Source organism: Candidatus Eisenbacteria bacterium, assembly GCA_005893305.1.
GTDB lineage: Bacteria > Eisenbacteria > RBG-16-71-46 > SZUA-252 > SZUA-252 > WS-9.
This window is the reverse complement of the sequence record VBOZ01000035.1, coordinates 42364-59559: the sequence shown is the minus strand read 5'-3', so window position 1 is coordinate 59559 and position 17196 is coordinate 42364. Positions and strand designations below refer to the sequence as shown.

The window sequence follows — 17196 nt, the reverse complement described above, 5'->3', positions numbered from 1 at the left end:
GAAACCCTCGTCAATCTCGGCGACCCCAACGCTGCCATCCTCTCCTGCGAGCGGGGCCTGCGCGTGGCTCGCGACACCGGGGATCGCTACGAGGAGTGCGCGACGCATCGCGTGCTCGCGATGGCCAACTGGGCAGCGGGTAATCCGAGGAAGGCGATCCGCCTTTCGCTGGAGGGGATCGAGCTCGCCAGGTCCTATGAGATTCCATACGAGCTTGCGCGCGCGACTCAATGGCTTGGCGAGGCCCGCCTCCAAGGAAATACCCCTGACGAGAAAGCGCTCGGCCGCCGCCAACTCTGGGAGGCACGAGCGATCTTTGAACGTCTCGGCCTTCCTTATCAGGTCAAGCTCCTCGAAAAGCTACTGGGCTTCGAGACGCAGCCCGACCCGCAGGCGGACGAGCCCGGTATTGCGGCCCTCGCTGGTCTCGACAAACTGGACCGGGGAGCTCTTCGCTTCGGAATCATCACGTGCAGCCCCGACGTGAGCGAGGCGGTCGCAATCATTCAAGGCGTCGCTCCGAGCCGGATCCCGGTGCTGATTACGGGGCAGAGCGGAGTTGGGAAGGAGCTCCTTGCGAAGGCACTGCACTTGATGAGCGATCGACGCAGAGGACCCTTCATTCCCATCAACTGCGGCGCCGTGAGTCCAAATCTGATCGACAGCGAATTCTTCGGTCACGAACGGGGCGCGTTCACGGGAGCGGTATCGTCCCGGGAGGGGCTTATCGCGTCCGCGCATCTTGGAACACTTTTTCTTGATGAAATTGGCGAGCTGTCGCCCGCGGCGCAGTCGACGCTCCTCCGCGTGCTCGAGACGGGTGAGCTCAGACCGTTGGGCCGCGATGACATCAGAACAATCGACGTTCGCATTGTCGCGGCGACGAACGCCAGCCTCGAAGACCTTGTCGAGCGCGGTGTCTTTCGCCGCGACCTCTACTATCGACTGAATGGCGTCTCGGTAACGCTCCCTCAACTGCAAGACAGGGAGGAGGACGTCCGGGCGCTCTTCCGGTACTTCTGGGCCCAGGCGATCGCAACATCGAAGAAGTCGCTGACGTTGGCGGATGACGTGGAGGCGATGCTTTGCGCCTACTCGTGGCCCGGCAACGTGAGGGAATTGAAGCACGAGATTGCGCGTGTGGTGGCGCTCGCTCAGAGCGGTTCCATCGTGAGTCGTGACGCCTTCCTCCCGAGGCAACGCGCCAAGTCCGCCGGGAGCCTCCTCCGGGATCGGGAGCGTCGAGCGGAAGTCACCGCTGAACGCGACGTCATCCTCCGGGCGCTCCGCGCCCACCAAGGCAACAAGGCCGAGGCAGCACGGAGCCTGGGCAACATGAAGCGCACCACGCTCATCTACAAAATCCAGTCGCTCCGCATCCGCCCCGAAGAATACCTGGTCAACGAATAGCCCCCCGGGTAGGTGCCTGACGCCCTGCCGCCATCTTGCAAAGTCGCTTCCCCCGCGAGCCCCATAGTGCTATAGGGGTAGTAACCGCACGGGATGCGGTCGGCGGAACCACCCCGGGCCCTGGGGGTATGTGGGAACGCGCTATAGGGGGGGCCGGGTCGGCCTCCCGAGCGACCAGGAGGGTTGGGATGAAGTCATTGCGGGTCTTCGCGTTCGGGGTGGCGATTGGAGTCCTCGCCATCCTCGGAAGCGCTCCCCCGGCGGCCGCCGCCGGTGCCCGCCACCACGGATCGCCGCGCACGTCCCACCCTGCGTCCAGGCACCCGCGCACGCACTTGAGGTGGGCGTCCCAGTCAATCCCTGACCCCTCGAGCCGACCCGCGCCCCGTCCCCCCGCCCGCACCAACCCGCGGCCGATCTCGCATCAGTCCCCGATTCGGACCAAGTTCGGGGGCCAGGTCGCCGCGCTGGAATCCATTCAAGATAATCATCCGCAGATGATCGCGTGGCGCATCGGCGCCTCGCAGTCCATAGGGCACAGCTATATGGACGACCATGTGATCTCAGGGCGCGGTCCCCCGCGCGCGGGTCCACAGCATTTTGCGTCTCGGGTCTGCCACCCGGAACGTCGCTGCGCTCCCTGCCCCGTTACAGAGACACAGGTCGTCCTCCTTCTTCAAACTCCCGTTCCACAACTCCCAAGTCGTTTCCAGTCCAACTCGTTTCCACCGGAAGGGCTCTATGGCCCCCCTCGCGCCGTTCGCCATGAGGGCACGGCGGCGCGCCTCCATTCGCCCTCGCTAGGAGAACCAGTATGATTCGCTCGAAGCACGTTCTTTGGGTACTGGCGTTCGGTCTGGTCGTCCCGTTTGCGGCGCTCGCGCAGCAGACGCCTCAGTCCACGACCCCGCCAGCCACGACGCCGCCGGCGGCTGCACCGGCGGCGCACGAGAAGCACCACGCGACCAAGGCGCACGCCGCGCCGAAGATCAACCTCAACACGGCGACGAAGGAGGAGTTGATGACCCTCCCGGGCCTGACCGACGAGACCGCCGACAAGGTCATTGCGGCCCGTCCGTTCAAGTCCAAGAGCCAGCTGGTCGAGAAGAACATCGTGACGAAGGAAGAGTTCAAGAAGCTCTCCATGATGATCACGACCGGAAAGATGGCGCACACGAAGGCTGCGTCCCTCAACAAGAAGTAGCCGGTGGGGCTATGTGGTCGGAGAGTGTGGGTTGTGCTGGCTTCCTGAGTCTCCCCGTCGGAGATGAAGGAGGTTGGTAATGCGCGCATGATCCCGCTCTCCGGTCCACTGGCTCTCTGGCGCCCCTAGCGGGCGGGCAGGTAGAGCCGCGCGCCGCCGGTGAGGAGATCCGGTCCGACGAATTTCGGGATTGGCTCCCCGCGCTCGATCCGCCGAGCCCACTCGACTTCCCCGTCGGCCAAGTTCCGCGCGCCGGCGTTGGGCGAGAGGAAGATTCCCGCGGTGGGGTGATCGGCCGCCACTCGGTCTGATTGGCGCCGCAGCGGGAGTAGCAGGGCCGGCCGATCGAGATGCCACGCGATCCAGTCCGGAACGTCGGTCCAGAGGAGCGCGGAGCGGGGTTGGCCTTGGATGTGTCCCGCCAGCTCCGCGGCGAGTGCTGGCGGAAGCGGTGGAAAGCGCCGCGCCGCCTCCCGCGTTGCAAACGCCAGCGTCGCGGCCCGCTCCAGGAGGAGCAGAGCGAAGATCGCGACGACCATCCTCCGACCGCAGAATCGGTCGAGCGACGGCGCCGCTGCGATGCCGAGCGCCGCACAGAGAAGCGGCACCGCGGGGACGAGAAACCGAGGGCTCCGCTCGAGGAGCGAGAAGGCCGCGATCTGGATCGCCGCGGCGAGAAGGAGCGGAAGCGCCGGGGCGAGCGAGCGCCATCGGGCATTCGCCTCGCGAAGCAAGAGTCCCGCGATCCCCAACCCCACCGCGATTGGTCCCAATCCCCAGAGAAGATCGACGCAATATCCCACCGCGTCCTTGGCGAATCTCCAGAGGAGCGCGGCCGGGTGATGAATCGCGTACGCGAGCATCCCCGGTAGCGCCTCCCCGTATGTGCGCGCGGAGGAGTAGCCAGGATACTGCGCGGTATAGAGGAGCATCGGGTTCCCTTGGATCGGCGCCGCCGCGCCCACGCTCGCCCGGAGCGTGATGATCCAGGGAATACAGAGCGCTGCGTAGAAGAGCGCGAATGCGGCGCCCCGGCGAGGGCGACCACCGGAGGACGCCGCCCAGATCCACACAGGGACCATTACGAGGGACTCGCCTCTCAGGTACCAGGCGGCCGCGGCGAGAATCGCCGCACCGCACGCCGAGAGAGTCCCGCCTCCTCGTAAGAGTAGAAGCCATACCCCAAGCGCGAGCGCCGTCGCGGGGAGCTGCGAGAGCGCCGCGCTGTATGGATCAAGGAGGAGCGGCGACGCGATCGCGGCCGCGGCGGCGATCGCTCCCGCCCGCGCGGAATGGAGATGTGTCGTGAGGAGGAAGAGGAGCCCGACGAGGAGCGCGTGCGAAACAATGCCGATCGTGAAATACCCCGCAGGGAGCGGGACGCTGAGCTTTAGGAGTATCGCGCCGAAGGCCGCGTAGAGTGGCATTCGCCACCGCACCGGAAAGGGGGCTGAGTCGTGCCCCAGGTGCGTGGGATAGGTGTAGAGGGAGGTGAACCCTTCCCCGCGCGCGAGCTGCCTCGCCTCCTGTGAGTAATCCCAAACGTCGCTCGCGGGGGGCACGTTGGGGTAGGTCGCGAGTGCGAACGCCGTCGCGAGGACAGCGGCGAGTAAAGCCCACGCGACGGCGTCTCGGAGCGGTAGGGATTTGCGATCCATGCCCAGCCAGGATAGCCGAGGCGGGCGCCCCGGTCGCGTTGACATTTGCCCGGGCGCGTGGCGGTACCTTCCCGCGCATGCCGGCAGCCTAACCAATCTATCGGGAGATAGAGGCCCAGGTGGCAAGAGATGATGGGGCCTTCGCGTTGTTGCGAGTTCACCCGCGTCAGCCTCGGAGTTCGACAGCGTCGGACGTTCGACGCGATGAGTTGTGCTAAGTGCCTCGGAATTCTATCAGCCACCTTGCTCGAAACCTCGCGAGCCGGCACGCCCCGTGCTGTGTCTCTTTCTCTAGCTGATCCCTCCCTACCGCAAAGAATTGTTGAGTGCGGGAACGCGGCACAGCATCATCGCAGGATCGCGCCTACAGCCAACCAAGGTGCTGCTGCGGATTCGTTGCTCATCCTTGAAGGAGGTGGCGGATGCTGCGGTTACTGTTGTGCTTGATCCTGGTCAGTTTTCTCCCTGCCTGTTCGAAGTCGCCTGTTGAGCCTCTCACGCCGACCGAGACACCGGTCGTGCTTGATGAGACGGCGACGGAGCGTGAGATCCGACTTGCCTTGGCGACGCCTGAAGGCAAGGCTATCGACCAGTGGCTTACAGCCCAGGGCTTCGAGAGATGCCCCGCTGACCAGGCAATCGCTCGCACCGATGGAACCGATAAGGCCTTGGATGTGCCCTATTGGAATGCCATCCTCAAAGAGAAGGGCGTGCTGACGCAGACTCGCTCGGCTGTGACTGTCGTCACGGGGGCGGTTAAGATCCGCCCGGATCCAGATTTCGGCATGGACGGTAGCATCTACGTTTGGGATCCTGCGTTGAACGGGGTAAGGGAAGTTCTTCGCCCCGCTGACTTCGCACCGGCACCCTGGCGACCGGGCGGGCTTTCACCGCAGAAGCGATTCCGGATTGCCTTCCGAGAATGGGAGGATGTTACGTCGGTGGTGTGGGCGCGACAGCGATCACGTGCCTCGCTTCCACCGCCGCATACGGAGGCTGCTTCGCGGCTGGTGTTGGAGGCACAACCTTCGCGTGCGCCGTGAACTTCTGGAGCTCAGTCCTCTGATGCGACGCATCTTGTTGTTGACGTGTTTAGCGTGCGTCTATGCGATGGCGTTGCTATGGGTCCACAACGTCTACCATCTTGCGCTGTATTGGATGCTGCTTCTCTTTGGAGTTGCACATGGCCTCACAGCGCGCCTGATACTGCGGCGGCCATGATAGCTGCGATTGCGACTCGGCTTGCGATGACGCGCAAGCGAGCGAAGTGGCGCCACCGGGCCTGCCTCGGGAGACCCCAGATGTCCCACCCTGTGAGAGACACCTTCGGACGATCCTAAGAGGCGGCCGGTTGGGAGGTCGGCGGACACTGGCTGGGCCACCACAAAGGCCCCACATCCAAGATTGCGTTGCCTATTGGCCGCTCGCGGATCATTCTCAATAGAGACCCCCTCCAGTAGGCGGCACCCTTGCCGGCCGCAGGCTCCGGAGGATACCGATGAATCGCCAGGGTGAAGCCGCTCCGGGCCGCGCCCGGCGTCCCTTCGCCGCGGCTGCCGCCGGACTCTGCCTCCTCCTCCTCCCGGGCCTCTCCGCGCCTCCCCACACCGCCTTCGCCGCGACCCAATACGAGAAGTCCTTCGCGCAGCTCGCCGACATCGCGCCCGATCCAACGCGGGTCGCCGCCGTCCATGGTTTGACCCTGAAACGCGACCTGGCCACTTTCGAGTTCATCGACGGCCAGATGGCTCTCTTCCGCCCGGTCGAAGGTCGCGTTTGGGGCGCCGTCTTCACGGGCCAGGGCAGGTTCTCGTTCCGTCCTCCCACCGAGATCGAACGCGATCAGCTCAAGCGCTATTACAAGACCGAGTCCTTGGTCGTGAACTTCGAAGCGCTCGCCATCTTGTTCGCGGATACCACGCTGGTCGAGCTGGCATCCCAAGCGAAGTACGTCCCGGGAGCGGTCGACAAGAAGGCGGCCGCCGTCATGCGCAAGACCCTCGATCTGCTCCTCGACCGAAAGTCGATGGATATCAACTATTCCGTCGGCAAGACCTGCCTCGAAGGGTCCTCGAACGAGCTGTTTTTCGCGTATATCGAGCAGACCGGAAGCGGGGACAACGTGATCTTCGAGGTCGACCCGTTCCAGACCGAGCAGGTTCAGCTCTGGCGACCGGTGAAGGCGATGGCCTTCCAGAATCGGGTCCGAAATCGCGAGATCATCTGCCAGTTTCCGCTCGAGGCCGATCGCGAGAGCGGTGCGATTCCGGGGTGCGACTACACCGCGAGCTACGATGCCGAGCACTATCAGGTCCGATCTCGATTCGACGGCGGTCTTCGGCTGACCGCCGAGACCGAGGTCCGCTTCCGGTCGCTCGAGGACGGGCAGAACTGGCTCGCCCTGGCCCTCGACCAAGATCTCGATGTCGACGCCGTGCAGTGGGAGAGCGGTCAGGCGGCCGACTACTTCAAGGGGCCGGATGCGCTCATCCTTTGGGTGGCGTGCGATCACCCCCTCGCGCGGGGCGAGGAGCGAACCCTCCGCGTCCGGTATCACGGCGTCGTCGTTCAGCGCGAGGACGATTGGGTCCGGTTCGATCCCGGCTCCTACTGGTATCCGCGCGTCGTCCCGGGCCTGCGGTCGACGTACGATCTGGAGTTCGAGTACCCGGAGTCGTACACCCTGGCGTCGGTGGGCGAGCCCGCCGCACCCGAACGGAAGGGCAACACGATTCGGACCGCATGGAAGGTGGCGACGCCGATTTCCCAATGTTCGTTCATGATCGGGATCTACAAGGAGCACACGATCCAGGCGGAGAAGATTCCTCCGGTCACGATCCTCATGGCCGAATCGGCGCACCGCCTCGTACGTGAATCGGCGGGCGAGTCTTTGATGGGGCAGGGTCTCGCGCCGGGCAGGGATATGGAGAAGCAGGTCGGGGCGGACGTCGCGAACAGTTTCGCGTTCTTTCAAGCCCTCTACGGCCCGACCCGGCTCCAGCGCTTCTACGTCGCCGAGAATCCCTTCGAGCATTCCTTCCTTGGCGTGGCCTATCCCGGCCTCATCCACCTGGACTGGAGCACGTTCTACAACACCCAGTCCGAGGGCTCCGACGAGATGCTGCGCGCGCACGAGGTCGCGCACCAATGGTGGGGCGCCCTGGGCGTTGTTCCGGCGACATACCACGACCGGTGGCTGAGCGAGGCATTCGCCGAGTTCTCTGCGCTCCGCTACCTCCAGGCCGCGTCGACCGACAGCAAGCGCTACCTCGATGCGTTAAGGCAATCCCGCGAGCGCATCCTAAAGAATCGAAAGTTTCTGCTCGGAGGTGGCCAGGAGGCCGGGCCGATCTGGCTAGGGCCCCGCACGAGAACGAGCACGACGGCCGAGGACTACCGGATCATCGTCTACGACAAGGGCGCGTGGGTGCTCCACATGCTGCGGAACCTGTTCCTGGATCTCGACACGACGAGGGACGGCGGCTTTGGAAATGTGATGCGGGAGTTCTACAGCTCGTATGCGGAGAAGGACGCCACCACCGCCGACTTCCAGCGCGTCGTCGAGAAGCAGGCAGGCCGCAACATGTCGTGGTTCTTCCGCGAGTGGGTCTACGGCACCGGGGTGCCGCATTACCGGTTCGCGTGGCACGCGGCTCCGGGGGCCGACGGGAAATTCAAGGTCAGCTGCCGTGTGGACCAGGAGAACGTGCCGGACGACTTCCAAATGTTCGTGCCGCTCTTCATCGACTTCGGCGGTGACAAGTTCGCGAGGGTGCGCGTCTTCGTGAAGGGCCGCCACTCGGAGTTCGACCTTCCGCCCTTAGCGATGGAGCCAAAGCGGATCGTGTTCAACGATCTGGAATCGGTGCTGTGCGATGTGGAGGATGTTGATTGGTAGGCGTGCTGGCGCCCCGCCTCACCCTGCACCCTCGCGTAGTGGTAGGATGTGAGTGTCCTGCTCCGAGTCGGTACGAGATCCTGAAAGTCCCCCCCTGTAGCCATGAAACCACCGCCAGGTCGATCCGCCAGAATCCGCGTGATCCTCGCTTGCCTATTCCTCCTACTCGCGCAAGACGTGAGGGCAGCGATTGATGCCGCAACGGTTTCTGGCAGAGTTTCCGACAAGGACGGGGTCGGAATCCTGTGGGCAAATGTTCTGATCCTGGGCGCCCAGCTGGGTGCGCTAAGCGATTCGACTGGCCAATTCACTTTTCCCAGAGTTCCTGAGGGGACGTACACGATGAGGGTCCATGCCATTGGCTACCAGTCAATAGAACGGCCCAATGTGCGTGTGAAGGCCTATGGCACGACGAAGGTGAACTTTTCGATGAGTCCGAAGTACCCGACGCGGGCGCGTCCGCTCAAGAATTGGGGCGACCCCGTCAGGGCCGGGCCAGGCAGCGCAGGCGCTCTCAACGCGCGCGTCATTTGGGCCCAAGGCGATCGCGTCTACCTAGCTTCCCACGATTCCCTGTGGCTCGGTTCCGGGGCCGGCCTGCGATTTCACGACAACGGCAGGGAGGTCGCCACTGCGGAAGTGACAGCCGTGCACAACGCGATCCTGATTGCGGCACGGATTACCTCCGGGTCCCTGAAGAGTGTAAGGCGCCTCGATCGGATGAAGGTGACGTCCGAACGGGACATCGTGAAGCCCATGCCGGCGCTCCGGGTGGGCTACCCATCGCATAGAAGGATCCATCCATTGTTCGAGTGCTCACAAATGCAGCTCAACGTTAATAGCTACCGGGCGGATACCCTCGGGGAACTCTCGTATAGGCTGGTGCGGGACTCGACTTGGGTGCCGCCACGGCCAGAACCCGACACGCTTCACATCCGGCTGTTCGACGACGTAGCCGACGAGGAGATAGCGCTCGAGCGTGGTGACCTCGACTAGCGATCTTTTGGCCCGGAGAGGCGTCGGCCCATATTCGCGAAGTCATGAACTGGGAAGGTAAGCCGGACGCTATCCGTAGACGCGGGGTCGTGAGCAGTCGGGCAGACTCCAATTTCGTCGCGACCCAGGGGGTCATGAAGGAGGATCAGGAGCCCCTTCGCTTACTTAACCGCGAGCTCTTTCGCGGCGACCTTCTGGGGCCGTTCGGCAATGGCGTTTGGACGGTGGACTATCGGTTCGGGCCCGGGCTCTTCGAAGTCGATTCGACCTGCCCTGGCCACCAGGCGCTCGAGCGGTTCTTGAATCGCGACATCAAAGCGGGGACGGAGACCCACCGGATTTTCCTCTCGTGTCTTGACATACCCGCCGAGATCGAGCGCGATACGAACACCTCCGGCTGGACCTTCTGCATGAGGTGCCCGGTCATCAGCCGGCCCGCGCTGCGTCCGTATCTAGACGCAATCGACCTCTATTCCCTCGTCAACCTGTTTGACTGCCGAACCGCGGGCCGGAAGCGAGGTCGGGGTTCATCCACCTGGTCTTCCTCACCTGTTTGCTGAACCCCGCTCATGCGTCTCCTCTTGGTGATCGTTCAGGCACCGGCGCCGGAAAGGTTGTGGATGAGAGAGGGATCGGGATTCAAGGAGCGAACGTGCTGGTCTTGAATAGCCAGAGGGCAGCGCGCACTGACTCGACGGGATACTTCACGACCTCGTTCGTTCCGCCCGGTGTCTACACGCTGCGTGTCAGGTGTGTTGGATTCCGCTGGGCCGAGAAGACCAACATGCAGGTGAACGCAAGAGACACCACCACCGTGGTCTTTACGATGCAGGAGCTGCCGACCAAGCTCGTATCGTGGGCGCTTTACGGGTCGGCGTATTCTTTGGGTGAGCGCTCATCAACGGCGGCCACGCGATGGTGGCTCCTTGCGCCCCGGTGCAATGTTGGGACTATGATCGGCCAAAGGCTCTCCAGGGAAGAGCCTCTGCGCACCTGGCGGTCTATAACTCAACCGCTCGGGCTGGCAGCGCTTGGGCGAGACGATCGGGAGTGTGGCTCTCCCGATCACGCTGCCGGGCGGTATGCGCTTTTCGCCGAGTCGAGCGTTATCACAGGTAACGGGACCCTGGCCGGGCGCCCATTTGCTCCGAGGGTGTTCTCCCCAACGGGGGCCTTCGCGAGCCGCGAGGTGGGCATCAACGTCACGCGCGGACGTCCCTCGCCGGTGACGGTGCAGGTGTACAGCTGTTCGGGGCGGTTGGAGCGGGAGGCTGCGGCGGGGCCGGCGATGAATGCGGAGGTGAATCTCGTGCGCTGGGATGGGCGGGATCGGAAAGTGGCGGGAACATCAACCTCGGAAGTTCCCCCGTCCTCCATTAGCTAGTACTCGCGGCACCTCTCCTCGCTTCAATCAGAGTCGCAGAAAACGCGTGCCCAGAAGACGCGATTTACTCCTTGTCTCCAGGAGCATTCGCACTGACGATGCCTCTTGGAGCGGCAGACTGATGATGAGGGCCATCGAGCATTCGTGGGGAGGGGAATGACGGGAGTCGTGCCTCAAGCGGAGGCGCAGGCGGGGACCACGCTACAGGGGCGATTCGCCGTTCTCACCGGAGGGAGCAGCGGCATCGGTCGCGCTCTGTCGACGGAGCTCGCGACTCGCGGCACCACGGTCCTCGTTGGCTCGCGCCGCAAGGTCGACGGCGATCTGCTGCATCGCCCGCTCGATCTCGCTTCGCATGCGTCGGTCAGCGAGTTCGCGGCTGGAATCCTCGCCTCGGGTAGGTCGATCGACGTGCTCGTCCTCAACGCGGGCGTTCACATCCCGTGGAGGAGGGTGATCACCCGTGACGGTCACGAGCTGCACTGGCAGGTGAACTACTTATCGAACTTCCTCTTGACGCACCTGCTCCTGGACCGGTGTCGATCGTCGGCGCTCAAGCAGATCGTGTACGTCGCGAGCGAGGCCCACCGCCTCGCCGCGATCCCTGCCGGGCCGCTCCTCGGATTCTCCCAACGCTACGCTAAGTCCAAGGAAGCCGCGATCACCTTCTTCCTGCGGCTTCAGGAGCTTCATCCGGACCTTCGCGTCCAGATCATCTCACCCGGTTACATTGACACGGAGATCCACCGCCACAAGGGTAGGACCTCCGCGTGGATCGAGAGGGCGTGGTCGCGAGTTCGTACACCCGAGGAAGCGGCACTCGAGATCATCCGTGTGATCGAAATGCCGGAGGCGACGTCCGTGTACTGGGATCGCGGCCGCGCGGCGACGCCGGGCGGCCGGTGCCGCGACGAGGCGCACGCCGAGGCGCTGTGGCGCGAGTCGGTCGCCGCCCTGCGGCCCGTCCTCCCCGACGCGGCGCCATGCGCGATGATCACCAACCACGCGCGCACCTGGCGCGCGTTCGGGCCGGCGGTTGGGCAGCCGGCGAACGTCGAAGAGCTTGCTGCGCTCGTACGCAAGGCCGCCGACGACGGGATCAACGTGCGTATAGTCGGGCAACGGCACTCGTACAATGACATTTTCTTCTCGCGTACATCGATGATCTCGATCGCGAAGATGAACCGGGTCCTCGAGCTCGATCCGGATCGCAGCACGATCACCTGCGAGGCCGGGATCACGCTCGACGAGATCTGCGCCTACCTCGATGAGCGCGGCTACGCACTCCGGTATTGCGGTAACCACGGACGGCAGACGCTCGCGGGCGCGCTTGCGACGGGCACCCACGGCTACGGCCGCGACGGCGGGCTCATGTCGGAGCTCGTCACGGCGGTGACGATGGTGCGTGCGGATGGTCAGCTCGTCCGTGTCTCCGCAGAGCACGACCTGCGTGCACTCCGTCTCGGGCTCGGCACGCTCGGCGTCGTCGTTGAGGTCACCCTCGCCGTCGACCGCTCCGTCCCGTGCGTGTACCGCGTCGCGAGCATGCCGCGGCAGGAGCTCATAGCTCGCCTAAGCGAGCTGGCGAGTTCTCACGAGTACCTGCGGTACTGGCCGCATCCGTTTGACGACGCGGCCATGCTGTACCTCACGATCGATCGGACCACGGGCGAACGCGTCACCACCGGGCCGGTCCGTTACATGGGCGCACGGGCTAGCGGTCTCGAGTGGCTCGGCCTGCCCTGGCTCAGGATGCCCGCGGTCAGGAGGCTGCTGGGGCGAGCTCTCTCGATCAGCCATCACGAGCTCTCCGTCGTTGTACCGTTCTCGACGTCGCTGTTCGTCCGTGATGGCGTGATACAGCGCCAGAGGCACGAAATCCTCGGACAGATCGGGCGCCGCGCCTTCGACCGTAACGGATGGCTGAACATGGAGCTCGCGATACCGCGAGATCGGTACCCGGAGTTCGCGCAGCTCTACGAGGAGAGCCTTCCGCGGATGTCGGGTCTCATCCCGGCGCGTCCGTACTACGCGTGCCGCGTCGTCGGTGCCGCACAGAGCGTCCTGCTCGGCCCGAACTTCGACCGTGACGTCGTGTTCGTCGACATCCACGCAGATCCGCGCGCACGCTCGTCAGACCCCTTCCTGCGCGCCGTCGAGGGCGAGTCGATCCGCGCGCTTTCGGCGCGGCCCCACTGGGGAAAGCAGTTCTTCGCCGAATGCGATGCCATCCGGAGCGCCTACCCGACGTCCAACATCGAGGATTTCCTCGCGGCAAAGAATCGGTTCGATCCCGGCGGCGTGTTCTCGAACGACTATTCGAGGCGTGTGCTCGGCGTTTGAGCGGCCCAGAGAATCGGCCGCGCCTCCGATCCGGGTTCGAACTGGATTACGTTCGAGGGCAAAAAAATCCCCGCCGGGCTCCGCCGGCGGGGCTTGGACTCCGAGGCTCTTGCGGGTCCTCGGATTGATCGGTTCCTGAGAGTCAGACCCCACCTGCTGCCCGGCTAGGAGGCAACCCGGGTCAACTGTAGGAATCATAGGCGGTTACCCACCCCTCTCATATATTTAGATCACCGGTTTGGCCGGAAGGTTCCCTGTTGCGGGTCGAATTCTTAGGGCCCAAATGAGGGCGCTTACGGCGAGGCCGGGATAGATCGGCTCGAGCCCGAGCGGGTACGCCGATGCTCCCCCGAAATTTCTCCACAACAACCACGCAAGCGAGACTCCCCCACCCGCAACGATCGCGATGACCGCCGCTCGCGGCGACATCCGCCATCGATCACTGTAGGAAGAGAGCAGCGGAACCAGCAGGGCGGGGACGCCGACGGACCCCACGTCGTGCCACAGATCGACGGCGGAGCGGAAGAAGAGCGCGAGCGCGAGCGCCAGGATCGCGGTGATCAGGAATCCGACTTGGACATATCGATTCACGCGCGACTCGTCTGCTTCCTGGCGCCAGCGCCAGATGAGATCGCGTCCGAAATTCACGCCTCCGATGAACGTGTAGCCGTCCACGGTCGACATCACGGTCGCGAGGAGACCGAGGTAGAAAAGGCCCCGGAGAACAGGTGGGAGGAACTCGACCGCGAGGGCCGGGTAGGCACGAACCGGATCCGCGAGCTGCGGCATGAGGGCCCGGGCGTAGAGGCCGGTGAATGTCGTCAGGAAGTCGAAGATCATCCAGAAGCCGATCGAGATCAGGACCCCTCGCTGGGCCACGCGCTCGTCGACGGCGGCAAAGGCGCGCTGATAGAAGGTCGGCTCGACGAGGGTCTGGAGCGCGATCAAGTACCACACAAAGACGTACTGCGGCGCGTTCCCGCCATGCCAGACGAAGTGCGTCGCGGGAAGGTGGGCGCGGAGAAAGTCGAGCCCGCCGTATCGTAGGGCGAGGAGCGGCAGCGCGATCAGGAAGCCCAGGTACATGAGAATGAACTGCACGTTGTCGGCCCGCACCACGGAGCGGAGGCCGCCGCGGAGCGAGTAGCCGGTTGATACGACCGTGCCCACGAGGATCGCCACCCAGAGCGGCCCCCCGAACATCGTCTGGAGCAGGACGCCCAGCATGAGGACGTAGGGAGCGGGGCTCGAGAGGATCTGGATGACGACCGCCCCGAGGAGACCCGCGGGCCTGCCGTACGCGGCCGCGAGCTGGTCGGGAACCGTGTAGAGGCGGCTACGACGCGCGCGCTTCGCGATCAGGTACGGAACTCCGAAGACCAGCCAGTTGGAGATCCCGAAGCGATAACTGAACTCGCCGACCCCGAGAATGCCGCCGTACCATGTCGTGACGAGCGTCGCCACGAACGAGGGGAGCGCGAGCTTGCGCCCCATGAGGAGGTATTCGGTGGCGTCGCGCCGGGCGACGCCGAAGAATCGGAGCCCGACCAAGAGCAGGAAGACGAAATAGGCCCCGACGAGAGCGAGATCGACCGGCTGGAGCGCGGATTTCACGGCCGGGGCGGGCCGTCCACGCGGCGTCGGATCAAAATTCCGCCCTCAGGCTCACGAAGACGCTTCGGCCCGACGCCGGGTAGAAGTAGGGCACGTCGGCGTAGACGTATCCGGCCGTCTCATACTTGAGGTCGGTCAGATTCTGAGCGTGGACCTCGAGAGCCAACGCCTCCGCGCCGAGCGGGCGGGTCCTTGTGAGGCGGGCGAGATCGAGCGACAGCGTGGCGTTCAACAGCGTGTGCGCCTCGACGAATTTGTGCTGGTATCCGGGCGCCGACCTAAGGCTGGGGTCCTTTCGATAATCCTCCGTGTTGTCGAGGTACTGGCGCCCCACATCGACCACCCCCACGGTGGTGAGCGCGCCGCCGCGGCGATAGCCGACGTTCAGGTTCGCGAGACGATCCGGGAATCCCGCGATCGCGTTCCCTCCGAAATCGTTCACCGTCACCGAATCGACGTACTCGCGGTAATCTTTGAATCGATTCCGGCTCAGGGTGAGGTTGCCTGAAAGCTCCAGGCCGCTCCGGTGCCGACTCCCACCCTCGAACTCGATCCCCTTGTGCGAGGACCGCGCGGCGTTCCCGGTGATCGGCACGCCCAGGGCGCCGATCTGGCCGCTCGGGACGATCTCATTTCTGAAGTCGAGCCAGAACCCGGTCAGCTTGAGGTAGTCGTCGCCGCGGCGGTATCCGACGCCTGCTTCTCGGGATCGACCAGCGGGTCCTCGTAGACGTGAATCGCGGGATCGAGGACGCGGAAGAGCGGCACGCTGGTCGGATCGTCGGCGCGATAGATCTCTCCCAGGATCGGCTCCACTTGGGTTTGCGCGAAGCTGCCGAACGCGTTCCACCGGTCGGTCGCGTTCCAGTTGAGCCCTACGCGGGGGCTCACGAACGAGTAGTGGAGATTGAAGTCGTAGCCGTTGTAGCGATCCTTGCCGATCGCGTAGCGCGTTCGCCGCCACTGTAGGCTCCCGGTCGCCTGGAGGTCGTGGCGCAGCTCAAATTCCTCTTGGGCAAAGCCCGAGATCACGTTGACCCGGCCGGTGTAGTCGTAGAAGACGGAGTTAGGATCCACACCCGGCGGCAGGGCCGCCGCCCAGGTCAGCTCGCCCCAGTGCCTTCCCTCATGCTCGCGCCACTCTCCGCCCACGGTCAACGCACCGTGCGAATGCTGGAGCTTTGCCCGAGGAATCCAGCCGTAGTGCTTGTTTTTCACCCAGAGTCGCTGTGTCATGTCCGCGGCCACGACCGTGTAAGGCCCTGCGCCGCTCGTGTCGGCGTAGTACGCGGACGGGTACTGGGTGTTTGAGGCGACCGTGAAGTCGGGCAGATGCCGCGAAGCGAACGTCTGCGGGCCGTAGGGGAGGTCGTCGTAGTACCCCTTCCCCGGAAAGTAGAACGCGGAAGAGCTGAGCGATGCCTTCTCGCTCAGCTTCACGTCCTGGATCAGCTCGTAATGCGGCTCGAAGAAATTGTCGGTCTCGTTCCGCCATGAAAGCGGATTGAACCGGCGATCCTTCTCGGCATCGCCCGTGACCCTGCCGTCCAGATACGACCGGTCGACCGCGTAGTACGCGAGGTGAAGGCGCTCCGGACCGCCATACACGTTCAGACGAGTGGTGAGCCACGAGTCGAATCGCGCGGCGGAGAAGAAATAGGACCAGAGGTCCGACCATGACTGCTCTCGGTATCCGTCGCTCCAGATCCGGGAGTAGCGTCCGGTAAGCGCGTAGGAATCACCGACCAGACCCGACCGATACTGAAGCGCGAAGCGCTGGGTGCCAAAGCTCCCGGCGCCGGTCTCGAGCGAGACCGAGCGTTCTCCGGGCCCGGCGAGGGTCTCGAGGTTGATCGATCCCCCCACGGCGCTCGCGCCGTAGAGCGCGCTCCCCACGCCGCGTTGGACTTGAAGCGATTGCGCGCTCGCGACCAGGTCGGGATGGTCGACCCAGTAGACCTCGTGCGACTCGGGGTCGTTGAGCGGAATGCCGTTGATCGTGACCGCGACGCGGCGCTGCGGGAAGCCGCGGATCTTCACGTAGGAGTAGCCGACCCCGTTCCCCGCGTCGGAGTAGGCGTAGACACCGGGCAGCTCCGAGAGGAGCATCGGAACATCCTGCGCCCAGTACTTCTCCTGGATCTTCGGGCGATCCAGCTCGGAGAACGCGACCGCAGAGGCACGCTCCTCCGCGCGCGTGGTCGTCACCTCGACGACGGGGCTTGGGAGTGCCCGGGGCTCGAGTATGAACTCCACTGTCCCTGACGTAGGGTCCGTCGCCGAAATAATGACTAATCTGTGCTGCGCAGCGTACCCGATGCGGGAGGCCTCGACATCGTAAGCACCGGAATTCAGGATCGGGGCCTCGAAGCGGCCGTCCTGACCCGTAACCATTTCAATAGGTGAAGGACCCAGGATGGTGACGCGCGCGTTGGGAATGGGGCGGCCAGTAGCGGCATCCAGCACGGTGCCGCGGAGGCCTGCGGTAGCACCGTGCCCGGAAGGCTGGGCCGGGGGTTCCTGAGCTATTCCCACAGCCGACGTACACACACCGCCCCCAACCAATACCAACAACACCATCAAGACGAATCCGGTGCCACCACGCCGCCGAAGCCGCATCACCACGACACCTTCCTTCCCGAAAAACGATCCGGCCGCGCTCCGGAGGGAACGCGGCCAGGCGGAAGGT

12 protein-coding genes and 1 pseudogene are annotated in these 17196 nt (G+C 64.5%); 8 read left to right on the top strand and 5 right to left on the bottom strand.

Annotated features, from left to right (window positions below; translation table 11 throughout):
* The first annotated feature begins 63 nt into the window (after positions 1–63).
* Both E6K79_11520 and E6K79_11515 read left to right on the top strand, forming a co-directional pair.
* Complete coding sequence (locus E6K79_11520; GenBank protein TMQ62877.1) at positions 64–1410, top strand: sigma-54-dependent Fis family transcriptional regulator; 1347 nt, start codon at positions 64–66, stop codon at positions 1408–1410.
* A gap of 814 nt (positions 1411–2224) precedes the next feature.
* Positions 2225–2614, top strand: coding sequence for a helix-hairpin-helix domain-containing protein (locus E6K79_11515; GenBank protein ID TMQ62876.1), 390 nt, complete (start codon positions 2225–2227; stop codon positions 2612–2614).
* Between the two features lie 125 nt (positions 2615–2739).
* Here E6K79_11515 and E6K79_11510 read toward each other — a convergent pair whose 3' ends face one another.
* Positions 2740–4272, bottom strand: coding sequence for a hypothetical protein (locus tag E6K79_11510; protein ID TMQ62875.1), 1533 nt, complete (start codon positions 4270–4272; stop codon positions 2740–2742).
* A 422-nt stretch (positions 4273–4694) separates the two neighbouring features.
* Here E6K79_11510 and E6K79_11505 point away from each other — a divergent pair, with 422 nt between their 5' ends.
* Positions 4695–5315: a hypothetical protein gene (locus E6K79_11505; protein ID TMQ62874.1), complete on the top strand. Its 621-nt coding sequence runs from the start codon at positions 4695–4697 to the stop codon at positions 5313–5315.
* A 93-nt stretch (positions 5316–5408) separates the two neighbouring features.
* On the opposite strand, the gene E6K79_11500 is transcribed toward E6K79_11505, so the two are convergent.
* Complete coding sequence (locus E6K79_11500; protein TMQ62873.1) at positions 5409–5945, bottom strand: hypothetical protein; 537 nt, start codon at positions 5943–5945, stop codon at positions 5409–5411.
* Between the two features lie 23 nt (positions 5946–5968).
* Between E6K79_11500 and E6K79_11495 the strand changes: the two genes are divergently transcribed.
* The 5 genes and pseudogenes from E6K79_11495 to E6K79_11475 all read left to right on the top strand — a co-directional run bounded on the left by E6K79_11495 (position 5969) and on the right by E6K79_11475 (position 12893).
* Complete coding sequence (locus E6K79_11495; GenBank protein TMQ62872.1) at positions 5969–8170, top strand: M1 family metallopeptidase; 2202 nt, start codon at positions 5969–5971, stop codon at positions 8168–8170.
* 102 nt (positions 8171–8272) lie between these two features.
* The gene (locus E6K79_11490; protein TMQ62871.1) at positions 8273–9166 is read left to right on the top strand and encodes a carboxypeptidase regulatory-like domain-containing protein; all 894 of its coding nucleotides are present in this window, start codon (positions 8273–8275) and stop codon (positions 9164–9166) included.
* An 89-nt stretch (positions 9167–9255) separates the two neighbouring features.
* Complete coding sequence (locus E6K79_11485; protein TMQ62870.1) at positions 9256–9726, top strand: hypothetical protein; 471 nt, start codon at positions 9256–9258, stop codon at positions 9724–9726.
* Positions 9660–10001: pseudogene (locus tag E6K79_11480) on the top strand (carboxypeptidase regulatory-like domain-containing protein). The gene E6K79_11485 and the pseudogene E6K79_11480 overlap by 67 nt, the downstream one beginning before the upstream one ends.
* A 705-nt stretch (positions 10002–10706) precedes the next feature.
* Positions 10707–12893 (top strand): SDR family NAD(P)-dependent oxidoreductase, encoded by a 2187-nt coding sequence (locus tag E6K79_11475; protein TMQ62869.1) that lies wholly within the window; start codon positions 10707–10709, stop codon positions 12891–12893.
* A gap of 225 nt (positions 12894–13118) precedes the next feature.
* On the opposite strand, the gene E6K79_11470 is transcribed toward E6K79_11475, so the two are convergent.
* From E6K79_11470 to E6K79_11460, 3 genes are read right to left on the bottom strand one after another with little or no spacing between them, the layout of a single operon-like run.
* Positions 13119–14507 (bottom strand): sodium:solute symporter family protein, encoded by a 1389-nt coding sequence (locus E6K79_11470; protein TMQ62868.1) that lies wholly within the window; start codon positions 14505–14507, stop codon positions 13119–13121.
* A 31-nt stretch (positions 14508–14538) separates the two neighbouring features.
* A complete protein-coding gene (locus E6K79_11465) occupies positions 14539–15471 on the bottom strand; it encodes a TonB-dependent receptor (GenBank protein ID TMQ62867.1) in 933 nt (310 codons plus the stop codon).
* Positions 15165–17129: a TonB-dependent receptor gene (locus E6K79_11460; GenBank protein TMQ62866.1), complete on the bottom strand. Its 1965-nt coding sequence runs from the start codon at positions 17127–17129 to the stop codon at positions 15165–15167. The genes E6K79_11465 and E6K79_11460 overlap by 307 nt, the downstream gene beginning before the upstream one ends.
* Positions 17130–17196 lie beyond the last annotated feature (67 nt).